The organism is Dendronalium phyllosphericum CENA369 (assembly GCF_016056275.1).
Classification (GTDB): Bacteria; Cyanobacteriota; Cyanobacteriia; order Cyanobacteriales; family Nostocaceae; genus Dendronalium; species Dendronalium phyllosphericum.
On record NZ_JAECZA010000002.1, the window covers coordinates 111,821 to 124,162 of the forward strand.

10 protein-coding genes, 1 pseudogene and 1 CRISPR repeat array are annotated in these 12,342 nt (G+C 37.5%); all 11 genes and pseudogenes read left to right on the forward strand.

Annotation, left to right across the window (positions count from 1 at the left end; genetic code table 11):
• The first annotated feature begins 171 nt into the window (after window positions 1-171).
• The gene (gene cas3 / locus I8752_RS01470; RefSeq protein ID WP_214430551.1) at window positions 172-2,301 is read left to right on the forward strand and encodes a type I-D CRISPR-associated helicase Cas3'; all 2,130 of its coding nucleotides are present in this window, start codon (window positions 172-174) and stop codon (window positions 2,299-2,301) included.
• Window positions 2,302-2,571: 270 nt separating this feature from the next.
• Window positions 2,572-3,105, forward strand: coding sequence for a hypothetical protein (locus I8752_RS01475; RefSeq protein ID WP_214430552.1), 534 nt, complete (start codon window positions 2,572-2,574; stop codon window positions 3,103-3,105).
• Window positions 3,068-3,328, forward strand: coding sequence for a DUF433 domain-containing protein (locus I8752_RS01480; protein ID WP_214430553.1), 261 nt, complete (start codon window positions 3,068-3,070; stop codon window positions 3,326-3,328). The genes I8752_RS01475 and I8752_RS01480 overlap by 38 nt, the downstream gene beginning before the upstream one ends.
• Window positions 3,325-3,711, forward strand: a complete 387-nt coding sequence (locus I8752_RS01485; RefSeq protein ID WP_214430554.1) for a DUF5615 family PIN-like protein — start codon at window positions 3,325-3,327, stop codon at window positions 3,709-3,711. Before I8752_RS01480 ends, I8752_RS01485 begins: the two co-directional genes overlap by 4 nt.
• On the forward strand, window positions 3,708-7,004 hold the full coding sequence (cas10d, locus tag I8752_RS01490; RefSeq protein WP_214430555.1) for a type I-D CRISPR-associated protein Cas10d/Csc3: 3,297 nt from the start codon (window positions 3,708-3,710) through the stop codon (window positions 7,002-7,004). The genes I8752_RS01485 and cas10d overlap by 4 nt, the downstream gene beginning before the upstream one ends.
• Window positions 7,005-7,045: 41 nt before the next feature.
• Entirely contained in the window at window positions 7,046-8,074 is a 1,029-nt protein-coding gene (gene cas7d, locus I8752_RS01495; protein ID WP_214430556.1) for a type I-D CRISPR-associated protein Cas7/Csc2, read from the forward strand.
• A 5-nt stretch (window positions 8,075-8,079) separates the two neighbouring features.
• Window positions 8,080-8,799 (forward strand): type I-D CRISPR-associated protein Cas5/Csc1, encoded by a 720-nt coding sequence (gene cas5d, locus I8752_RS01500; RefSeq protein ID WP_214430557.1) that lies wholly within the window; start codon window positions 8,080-8,082, stop codon window positions 8,797-8,799.
• Window positions 8,800-8,989: 190 nt separating this feature from the next.
• A complete protein-coding gene (gene cas6 / locus I8752_RS01505; protein ID WP_214430558.1) occupies window positions 8,990-9,808 on the forward strand; it encodes a CRISPR-associated endoribonuclease Cas6 in 819 nt (272 codons plus the stop codon).
• Window positions 9,809-9,848: 40 nt separating this feature from the next.
• On the forward strand, window positions 9,849-10,442 hold the full coding sequence (cas4, locus tag I8752_RS01510; protein WP_214430559.1) for a CRISPR-associated protein Cas4: 594 nt from the start codon (window positions 9,849-9,851) through the stop codon (window positions 10,440-10,442).
• A 133-nt stretch (window positions 10,443-10,575) separates the two neighbouring features.
• On the forward strand, window positions 10,576-11,580 hold the full coding sequence (gene cas1d / locus I8752_RS01515; protein WP_214430560.1) for a type I-D CRISPR-associated endonuclease Cas1d: 1,005 nt from the start codon (window positions 10,576-10,578) through the stop codon (window positions 11,578-11,580).
• A gap of 22 nt (window positions 11,581-11,602) precedes the next feature.
• Window positions 11,603-11,707, forward strand: a pseudogene (gene cas2, locus I8752_RS38540) (CRISPR-associated endonuclease Cas2); the annotation flags it as partial.
• A 2-nt stretch (window positions 11,708-11,709) separates the two neighbouring features.
• Window positions 11,710-12,035: a CRISPR direct-repeat array (repeat unit 37 nt; unit sequence GTTGAAATTTCATTAACTCCCTATGAGGGATTGAAAC).
• Window positions 12,036-12,342: the final 307 nt, after the last annotated feature.

Consider the following 12,342-nt stretch of genomic DNA (forward strand, 5'->3'; position numbering starts at 1 on the left):
CGCACCAACACCAATAGTGCGAGAAATTAACTGAAGATTTTTACATTCATATAAAAAACTGCAACCAATGGTTGCAGAAATTAGACGGGTCTTTTAGCACATAAATCAAAACTGCCACCATTGGTGGCAGAAATTCTTTTGACTCTGCATATTAGGAACTTCATTGAGTATATGTCTGAAAATTACACCATAAATCTGAAAGCCGTTTACTCACAAACTGTATCCACGCTTGGAGTGAAATTACCGGATGATTGGTCGCTTTCTTGGCATCAGAGAGAAACGTTAGAAGCGTTACGTGACCCCAATATTGATGTAGTTTTCAACACAGCAATGACTGGCGATGGTAAAAGTTTGGCCGCGTTTCTCTTAGCAATGGTAGATGGTGTATCTACAATGGCTACTTACCCAACTAACGAGTTAGCCAGAGATCAGCAAAAGCAAGTACAAAACTATAAGGACAAATTTCAACCAGAGAAAGATCCACAGATTTATCGACTAAATGCAGCTATTTTGGAAGATTTTATCGAAACAAATAAACTGCCAAGTAAACAGTCTGGATTAACTAATCTTTCTAACCAAGCTGAAATTTTGTTGACTAATCCCGATATTTTTTACTATATTCACGATTTTCGCTATCTGAGGCGTTTTAAAAAAGACGGTAAAACAAAAGGAGAAAACGCCAATAAGCTATTCAGTAAAATAGATGATAATTATAAGTTGTTTATATTTGATGAATTTCATGTGTTTTCTTCGGCTCAAGTTGCAAGTATATTTAATGCAATATTGTTAATTAAGCATACTGTTCCAGGTAAAAAATTTTTGTTTTTATCTGCAACGCCCGATGATTTATTGCTAGATTTTTGTGATAAGTCTGGACTTAATTATAAACCAATTGAGCCAGCTAAAAAAGAGAAATATTGTTTTTCGGTAAATGGCACTCAATGGCGGCAAATTAGTCAACCAATAACTTTATTCTTTCCAAAAACACTAGAACCTAATCTCTCATCTAGTTATGATTGGTTAATAGAAAATTCTGAATCAGTCATTTTAAAGTTTTTTCAAGATTATCCAGGTAGCAAAGGTGCGATTATTCTCAATTCAATTGCTGCGGTTAAGAAATTGGTTAAGCATTTCAAAGGTATTTTCAAACCTTTAGACTTAGAAGTTAGAGAAAATACTGGTTTAACTGGCGAGACAGAAAAAGCTGAGTCAGTTGAGAAAGCCGATTTGCTGATAGGAACATCCACTATCGATGTAGGTGTAGATTTTAGAATCAATTTCTTGGTATTTGAAGGTGCAGATGCAGGTAATTTTATTCAACGCCTTGGCAGAATAGGTAGACATAAAGATTTTCACCCTCATCCTTATCATGCTTATGCTTTAATCCCTAAGTTTATTGTGCAAAGATTATTTGAAATTAATTCATCCCCGTTTCAAGACAATGAAACTTACGATCGAGTAACTTTTACAGAAGCTATTCGTTCAAGTTATCCATTTGTAAATGAATTTAAGCAATATCCAAAACGCTGGGGTGCGATTCAATCAGCTTGTGTTCATCAGGAATTAAGAAGGCTAACTCATCAATATCCTGAAGCAGAGAAAAACTTCAAAGAGGCTATTGAAGCTGCGCTTGATGTCAACATTTGGCACAAATATAACCAAATAAATCAATGTTTAGAAGAAAAGAAAAAGAAAGTTATTGATGAAGCACGAAGTTTTCGGGGAAGTAGCCAGTTAGATTGTGCAATTTACGATGATACAAATCCAGAAGAACCAGAAAATGAACGTTTTAAAACTTATAACTTACCGGGTATTCTCAGCAACTTTAAGTTTGAATGGGTAGATAGAAAGGAATTTATACAACAGGCTGAGAAATCTAGAGTTACAACTACTCGTTTTCAAGAAGCTTTATGCTGTTTGAAATTGACTGGCTATCGAGAAGTAAGAGAAGACTGGCGATTTTACTATCCAGAAGATATCAACGATATTGCTAAGTCTGGTAAAGTCCAAGTTCTCAAAAACTTAGAGATTCGCCAGCCTCAAGGTAGCGGAATTAATAAAATAAGTGATGCTGTGTCAGGTAGGGGTTTAGTATGCTTTATTTCAGATTGCGATCGCGCTTACCTAAGAGCCAAGTTAGGTTTACCTATCCACTTTCAAGCATACTCCTTAGCAGATAAATATAGCAGCGATGATAAAAAGTCACCACCCTACACCATAGCATTTGGTAAATCTGCACTCATGCTGGAAACTCTACTTTGGTTTCGCAAGCCTAAAAACGATGAAGGCTGGATTTGTTAAAAAGTTGTGGAGAAAGGGTCTAGCCCGAAATCAGAAGGCAATAGAATTTCAATCCCTAAAAGGTATTATTTGAGTATTTATACTCATGCAGCATTATAACTGCTTTCCTTTCTCCATATATATAGTAGACCATGTTACCCCTGTTCAAACAAAAAGGCTATTCAGATGGCAATAGAAACATCTTAATCATAAGAGCTATAGAGACATTGCTTTTTTATGAGGTCAATGCCAAAATGGTCATAACAAACGCCTCATGGAGACTTCCTTCCTATGTACATTCACCTGAACGACAGCGATATTTCACAAATGCCAGAAAGCTTACGCCACTTGTTTCTAGAGTGGTTGCCAGAACATCTGAAAACCAAAAATTTTAGCCTTAGCCAAAGATTAGTTCAGAAACCATCTCAACCTGAAGTCTCTTCTAAGCAGTTACAGATTTTTGACAATATAACCCAAGAGGAGAATGCAGAAAACTCGCACGTAAGGCTGAGTCAACTATTCGATGCAGGTATCACCCGGAAGGGAATGTCTGTACGAGTCAAACTAAAGCGGGGAGTGGCAAAAAAATTACAACGTGACTATATTGATGGTTTAGAAATCTCTGCTACAGGAACTATCGTCTATAACGGTGAAGAATTTGATAAACCAAGTCCCTTAGCAGCAAAGTTTAATGGCGGTGCAGCCAATGGGTGGGAGTACATTGAAGTAAAGAAAGACAACCAATGGATTCGTTTAGAAGAATTACGACAAATTTGGAGAAGTAGTTATGACCAAGACCGATTTACTGTCCCGAATTTCCATTGACCCAAATATTTGTTTTGGTAAACCCTGTATTAAAGGTCATCGTATATCGGTTGCTTTAATTCTCGACCTTCTTGCAGGCGGAGAAACAATGGAGGCAATTTTAGAAGAATATACAGGCTTAGAACGAGAAGATATTCTAGCCTGTATTGCATACGGTGCAGAAATGGCAAGAGAGAACTATGTAGAAATCCCTATTGGAGTGCAAAAGGAAGCAAAAAATTGAATATTAAACTTGATGAGAATATGGGTAGTTTGCGAGTAGCTACCTTATTAAGGCTTGCAGGACATGATGTTGCAACAGTAAGAGAACAAGGTTTAACTTCTAGTCCTGATGGGGAATTAATTAATATCTGTCGAAGTGAAGCTAGGTGTTTAGTAACGACAGATAGAGGATTTGGAAATCGTCTGAAATACCAACCTTCTAAATATGCAGGAATTATAGTGGTTCGTTTACCACCGCGTCCTATTTTTGAAGATTATCGTGCAGTGACAGAAACCTTAATTGCTGGGCTTGAAGCAGCAGATGTAACTGGAAAGTTATGGATTATTCGCCAAGGCAATATTCAAGAATTTCAAGATATTGAAGGAGAGGAATACGAAAAATGAGTAATAGAAATAATTTTGAAGAATATCCAGAAATTCCAGACTTAGATAACTATGATGAAGAAGAAAATATAGATACTCCTGTACAAAAAGAGCTTTTAACTATTAGTCTATTCAAAAAGGCAATTAAGGAAGCACAAGAAAATCAGGAAGATTCTATACTTCTTTGTTTTGCTGATTATGTATTACCTCAATTAATTCATAAATTAGTCGGAGCAACAGCAAAGGGTGGTCAATTTACAGAAGACCGTAGAGCCGAAGGCAAAAATGTTGAACGTAGTAAGCATGACCAATCCTTGTTATCTCACCTGCTTAACGGGTTATTTCCTACATATCGAATTATTAGACAATTAAAGTCAGCAGCATTAGAAACTAATCCGGTCAAGCGTCAATGTGGAGAAAGAGAAACTCGCTTATTTGTAGCTGCTTATATTCTACATGACTTTGAAAAATTTCCAGACTATCCGATTTGGCTAGAAGATAATGACACGGATAGTCTGTTTATAAACCGTGATTGGCGCAAAGAACCTGCAAAAAAATCAGATGCACCGAATTTAAGACGCGGCTATGTCAAACAAAAAATTCAAGATTTTAGTTTAGATAGCTTTTTGGGGGAAGATTGGGAAAATTATATAGACGATATTGTTTGGCTAAGTAGCAACGCTGGTGATGGAAGTGATGCTGACCGAGGTTTAGAAATTCGTGGTTTACAACCGCGTTTAGATGGTCGAGTGCGGAATATTCTGCACAGACTGTTGAAAATGTCTGATTTATTTGCTTCATTATTAAAACATCCTCGTGATGTAGAAAGTGATGGCAGAAATGAGAAGCTACCTGAACTATTAAATGATTTAAGTAATGGTCAACTAAAGTTTAGCTACCATGCTTTATCAGATAATCGTGGCGTTCTTACAAATATTATTAATAATGCTTTGATGGATGTACATCCTAAGCAATACTATACACAGTTGTTGTATTTGCCGGATGGTGTAGTATACCTTGCTAGTAGTAATGCACCTGCAATTAATACCGATGATATTCCCAATCAAGTTGTAAATAAAATTAAAACCTTATGCAGTCGGCAGTTAATGAAGCGACAAACAGGTTTTAGTCGAGATGGAAAAGGTTTCAAGTTTGCAGATTATTACTGGCTATTTTTTCAAGCTAATGAATTAATGAAAGTCAGCATTAATGCAGCTAGAAATATACTGCCTGATACTAAATTAGCCTCATCTGGTAAGCGGAGTGAAAGTTTGCAAGCTTTTCAACAACAAGGAGAATTATCACCAAATATAGATGTAGTATTTGGTAATGAAATTCAAATTGATAGATTGGCAGAATTTGGAGATATTTTATGTCGAGGTATTTGGGAAAAATGGCAAGAAAAAGCAAATGAATATCAAAAACAATTCCCTAAAGCTGAACGTAAAAACATTCCTGAATTAAACCTGACTGAGAAACTAACTGAATGCTTGGGTTTATCAGAAGAGATACCAGCTTTAAGACAGATCCAATCCTTAAAAAAAACAGGGGGTGTTCCTTTAGATTGGTATTATTTAGCTGCTCAATATTACAAAAAAAATTCAGGTAAGGATTTAGCGCAAAATATTGAGTTGATGGAAGATATGGTTAACTATACTTCCAACCTCATTCAACCTATTTTAGAAGAATTTTTCATACCTGATGGTTGGAGTGATTTACGCACTTATGTAATTCGAGTTATTTCTTTACCAACAGGTGCAGTTGTTGAACCGAAGCCAGACCAATTTTTACTAGAGATAAGCAGGTATAACGCTGCAAAAGTTACAGGAAGAGGTAGAGAAAATGTTTGTGCTATTTCTAGTTCTCCCTACACTGTAACCGAGCAAATGGAGTCAGCAACGTTATTTGCACCGCAAGTTTATAGTAATCGTCAGATTTTGTTTAATGCTCAAGCTGCAAAGCGACAAATTTGCTCAATCTGGTCAATTGAAATCATGTTGAGACAAATTTTAATGAGTAAGACTAACGCGACTGGTGCAGACTTTGAAGGCCGTAAATATCGCTATCTCTATCTTTATCCAGCTTATTTCTTTACTCCAGAAACGAATAAGTTTTTACAAAAAGCTTATAATGCGATATCTCAAACTCGATTTGATGCAGAACTGCGTAAACATTTTGTTTATAAAGAACAAGTTGCTAATTTTAAAATTGACAACTATCAACGAGTAGATGATTTGTTAATTAAGCAGGATATTGCACCAGAAGATGATAAGACGTTTAAAATTAGCTATCCCGATGATGAAACATTAACTTTCTTCTTTATTGGTTTACCACCAGGAAGAGAACCTACAGATACAGAATCCTGGGTAATGCCAGTTTGGTTAGCATTCACATTACCACTTATTATGGATGTGAAAGTTGTAGCGTCAGAATCACCTATACCACCTTTTATTAGTGGTGCTGATTTTGATGAAACAACTGTAATTGATGGAGAACATCAAGCAATTCGTTCTCTGATTAAACAAGATAATTATCGCTTAGATAGTATCTTACCTTGGAAATCGAGAACTTTTTCACCTTTAAATGCGCTCACGGCTGCTTACTCTATTCATTTAGAAGCGAATCGTAAAAAAGATGGCGATCCAGATTGGGGAAAATTAGCAGATTTAGCACGAGATTTAGAAACTAGTCCTTTGTATGTCTTTCATTACCTCAATAAATGGCTGCGAAAGCAAGACAAAATCGAATCTGTGTCTATTGCAAAACTTCGCCTATACTTGGATTTTTATTACTACTTTGAACCAGAAGGAACAACTATGAATCAACTGCGTAAGTTAACAGAACTCTACCGTCGTTTTTATCGCGCAAAAAGTCAATATGCGAAAGCGAATGCAATTCTTAAACCTATTGATGAAGCTGCTGATGTCATTTTGAAAATTGATAAAGCTGTAGCTAGTGATGCTGATGCTTTAACAGATGTAGTAGCGGCTCGTTTATCAAAGCTGATGAATAATGTACGGCGTAGAACTGCTGAAGGAAAACCCACACTAACTTTAGTTGATGGGAAGTGGAAACCTGCTTTAACTTCAGAAGAAGAACGTCAAGCGGTTTATGAGTTTGCTAGATATTTTGTCAAGGAGATTTTTGAGGGAAGCTTTAAAAGCGATCGCGCACGTTTAGCAGGTACTCAGCTAAACCTAATTAGAGATACCTGTGAATACCTTTATCGCCTAGCAGATGATGAAGAACGTAAAGCACGCCCACAAGATGAGCCTGATGAAATTCCTGAATTAGAACTTGAAGCAGCTATCTAATCTCTTCCTTTTTAACTAGTTAACTTTGGAGTAATCAAATCATGAAATTTATCAAAACTCTCGACTCTAAATTTTTTCATGAAGTAATTCCTGCTAAACAGATGGGGAAATACGCTCATTTCATCACTATTCGCGTTACTGAGTCTTATCCTTTATTTCAAACAGATGGTGAACTCAATAAAGCCAGAGTACGTGCTGGAATTGAACACAAAGAACCTATTAGTCGTTTGGCAATGTTTAAGCGGAAACAATCAACACCAGAACGTTTAACAGGTAGAGAATTACTACGTAATTATAAAATTGGTGACTGGGAAAAATGCGACTACAATGTAGATTTTAGTAAAACAACTCCTGATTGTATTCTCTACGGTTTTGCGATTGGTGATTCGGGTTCTGAGAAATCAAAAGTAGTTGTGGACACAGCTTATTCCATCACACCCTTTGATGATTCTCACTTTAATTTCACCCTCAACGCACCGTTTGAAAATGGCACAATGAGCCGTCAAGGTGAAGTAACCAGCCGGATTAATAGCCAAGACCATATTTTACCTCAAGTCTTTTTCCCTAGTATTGTTACGCTCAAAGACCCCACAGAAGCAGGATTTCTCTACGTTTTCAACAATATTTTAAGAACGCGTCATTATGGAGCGCAAACTACCCGTACAGGTAGGGTACGTAATGAACTAGTGGGAGTAATTTTTGCCGATGGTGAGATTATCAGTAATCTTCTTTGGACGCAAAAAATTTATGACTTAATGCAGGATAAAAAGCAAATAAATTCTCCAGACCCGCTGAATGAAGATGATGTTTTAGCGGCTGCAAAAGAAGCAATTACTACTCTGATGTCTCAAGAATATATTTCTCATACTGATTTTATTGGTGCATCTTTCATACCTCTTTTTAGTGAAGTTAAATCTATCACTAGTGATGAAACTCGATTGCAAGAAATGTTGAGTCAAGCAAATACGGAATCATCTACTTATGCTCAGACATGGGTTTTAAAATCAGGTAAAAAAGAAGCTAAGAAAGATACCAAAAGTAATAAAAAAACTGCTGCTGTCACGGAGTAAGCAACATGGTGCTAATTTACCTTTGTCAATTGGAACTTCATGACAGTCTATATTACGCTACTCGTGAAATAGGACGACTTTACGAAACAGAACCAGTAATTCACAACTACGCACTCTGCTACGCATTAGGGTTAGTAGATAGCAAAATTTACTCTACCACTGTTACTGAAGAAGATTCCTATCGTTACTTTTGCCTCGAACAAGTTCCTAAGTATGAGGCACATTTAACGCCGCTAAATCAACAAGGAATTTATGTAACGCCTGCGCGTGCAGTTAAACATACTGCTATTCTCAACACCTGGAAGTATGCTAATAACAACTATCATGTGGAAATGGAGAAAACGCAAAAAAATATTCCTAGTTTTGGTAGGGCAAAAGAAATTGCACCAGAAAGCAAATTTGAGTTGTTGATCATTTCTCAAAAGCAACTCAAGCTACCAAAATGGATTCGCTTGGGTAAATGGATGAGTAAAGCTGAACTCACTATTCAAGAAGTTACCAAAATTGAATTAAAAACAGGTGATTTCTCTTTTCCTTACCCATTGAATCCTTTGGATGTAATGTTTACTCATCAAGTTGTTAGCTATGATGTCGTAAATATGCCTCCGGTAAGTCTGATTCAAAATGTCAGCATTCGCCAAGGGCAATATTACGAATTCGAGAATCCCAACAAAACTGAAAAGTTGCGTTTACCTGCAAAAATGCAGTATCGATTTAAAGCTTAATTTCAACTTTTTCAGGTGACTTGAAAAATTTCTCTCTGCGCCCTCTGCGTCTCTGCGGTTTAAAAGTAATTTATCTAACCACAGATGCGCAGAGAAAACAGAGGTGAAAAAGGGATTTTTTGACTAACATTCGTACCCACGTTGAAAGGGGTAGCATTGTCCACCCTACATCTACCATTTTAAATTCTTCATGCCTCACAGCCTCGTCCTTAATCTGATTCCCCAATCTCCCATTTACCCGGAATTCCTGACTGGGAGACACTATCACGCGCTATTTCTCACTCTCATCAGTTCGGTTGATCATAGCTTGGCAGACTATCTCCATTCCTCCAACGCAGATAAAGCTTTTACTCTTTCGCCACTGCAAATACAACGACAACACAAACAACATCACCAGACGTTGCAATTTAGCCATCAAAAACCTATCTCGGCTGGTACTCCCTGCTGGTGGCGTATTTCTCTACTCGATGACACTTTGTTTAGTAAATTAACTGGACTGTGGTTGAATCTTAACCCCGATCGCCCTTGGCATTTGGGTTCTGCAAACTTAGATATTACCAGTATTCAAGGTACTCCGCAATCAACGCAACCTTGGGCTAATGCTTGCAGTTATACACAATTGTACGAGCAAGCAAGCGATCGCGATCGCACTCTCAATTTCACCTTCGCTACACCTGTATCCTTTCGTCAAGGTGGATATGATAATGTCCTCCCTATTAAAGAATCTGTGTTCAACAGTCTTTTTAATCGTTGGAATAAATACAGTGGAATTGAATTTTCTAGCCTTGCTATTGAATCAATTTATCCTAGTGCTTTTAATATCAATACCGAAATTATCAGCAACTATGAAAGTAAGTTTATAGGTTGCATTGGCAGTATTAGCTATCGGATTTTGGGAGATGTTGAAGCCTTGGCAATTAAGCAAATTAATACTTTGGCTGACTTTGCATTATACGCAGGTTTGGGGCGTAAAACAACGATGGGAATGGGAATGGTACGCCGAGTATAACCATTTGAGATTTTGGATTTTTAAATAGTTAATCAAAGATATGAATGAAATTGATTACGTTCCTATTGCTGCGTTAAATCAATATAGCTACTGTCCGCATCGCTGTTGGCGAATGTTTTGTGCCGGAGAGTTTATCGATAATCAATACACAATTGAAGGCACAAGTTTACACGATCGCGTGCATACAACTGGAGACATTAACCGCGAAGACACTTGGCAAATCAGAGCGATTTGGTTGAAATCAGATAAATACAAACTAATAGGTAAATCTGATTTAATTGAATCTGAAAATGGTGAATTTTATCCAATCGAATACAAACGAGGACGTAAGGGCGAATGGGATAACGATGAACTGCAAGTATGCGCTCAAGCTTTGTGTTTGGAAGAAATGACAGGTCAAGTTATCAATATTGGTTATGTCTACTATGCACACTCCCACCAACGCCAACGTATCGACATTTCTGAAGAATTACGTCAGAATGCGATCGCTACTATTGAAGCTGTACAAACACTACTATTTACTGGTGCAATGCCCAAAGCTACCAAATCAAAACGCTGTGAAGGATGCAGTCTATATTCACAGTGTTTACCTCAAGCTACAGAAAAAGTAGGACGCTATCAAGAAAGTAATTGATCTGAATTGAGAATTCAAACATAATTTATACCAAAATCCTGTTCAGTTAACCGTAAAAATATTCTTGTAGAGACGCGATTCATCGCGTCTAAAATACCAGTTTTTTAACCAACATTTAATTGAGGATGAAATCATGGGTACAGTGTACGTTACTCAAGAAGATGCGTTTATCGGTAAAGTCGATGAAAGGCTCCATGTGAGATATGAAAAAAAGACAATTTTGGATGTGCCACTAATTAAGATAGATGGTGTAGTAATTTTAGGACGAGCGACTGTTTCGCCAGCCGTAATATCTGAGCTACTTGAGAGGCATATACCTGTTACATTTCTCACAGAAACTGGTCGTTATTTGGGCAGGATAGAACCAGAAGTCACCAAAAATATCTTTGTACGTAAGGCTCAATGGCAAGCAATAGGTGAATCAGCCCAAGCAATTCATGCAGTACAAGGCTTTGTCCGTGGAAAGCTGAAAAACTACCGTAATTTTCTCATCCGTCGCCAACGTGATAGCCAAGGGTTGGATTTATCGGCGAATATAACACGTTTAGAACAAGCGATCGCTCCAATTGAGACTACTCAAAATATTGATTCACTGCGTGGTTTAGAAGGTGCGGGGAGTGCTGCTTATTTTGGTTGTTTCGATAAATTAATTCTGACTACAGAATTTAGTTTTAATAAGCGTGTCCGTCGTCCTCCAACCGATCCGGTTAACTCTTTACTTAGTTTTGGCTATTCATTATTGCGGCATGACATTCAAGGCGCAGTCAACATTGTCGGATTCGATCCATTTTTTGGATACTTGCATTGCGAACGTTATGGTAGACCATCATTGGCATTAGACTTAATGGAAGAATTCCGTCCCTTAGTAGTAGATGCAGTAGTATTGTCTACATTGAATAAGCAGCTGTTGACAAAAGCAGATTTTCTCACAGAACCTTTGAGTGGAGCAGTTTCCTTAACTTCAGAAGGACGAAAAAGATTTTTACAGCAATACTCTCAAAAGAAACAATCTGAGTTTAAACATCCCGTACTAGGACGCAAATGTACTTACCAAGAAGCGTTTGAATTACAAGCTCGATTATTAGCCAAATACTTAATGGGTGAAACTGAAAAATATCCACCATTGGTTTTGAAGTAGGAACTGGAGAAGAAAACGACCAATGAATGTAATTGTTTCTTATGACATTTCAGAGGATAAACGCCGCACTAAAATTCACAAAGTCCTTAAATCCTATGGACAGTGGGTACAGTATAGTGTGTTTGAATGGTTGAAATTTCATTAACTCCCTATGAGGGATTGAAACATTTTTGGACATCCCGAAGCAGGAATACCAATAGTGTTGAAATTTCATTAACTCCCTATGAGGGATTGAAACCACTTTCAGCTTTGCATCTATATATATCCGGTTTCCGTTGAAATTTCATTAACTCCCTATGAGGGATTGAAACATTAGTACCAAAATCACCAATTATATCAAAGGGAGTTGAAATTTCATTAACTCCCTATGAGGGATTGAAACTAGCGGAAATATCGACAGATGACTCGTGAACTAGAGGTTGAAATTTCATTAACTCCCTATGAGGGATTGGTGCGACTATCGGTTGCACGACGAGAGTGAGTATCTCAGAAATACTCCTGGCGAGTGTCAATGCCAGTACCCGCCCAAAGGGGCATTACGGGTAACTGTAATGTCTCATAGCTAGAGGGTAAAATGCGCGACATCAGCAAGCCGCATAGTTAGGTGAAGTGCTAGGGTAAAACTAGACAGGGTTAACAGATGTGAATCCTTGCAGAGGCATCGTGAAGAGGAATTACCGAAAACGGCTGAGACGGTAAAAGGGATAAAGTGATTCTGCCCAATCCTCAGAATCAGGGACACCAGAAACCCCCGGTGTATAG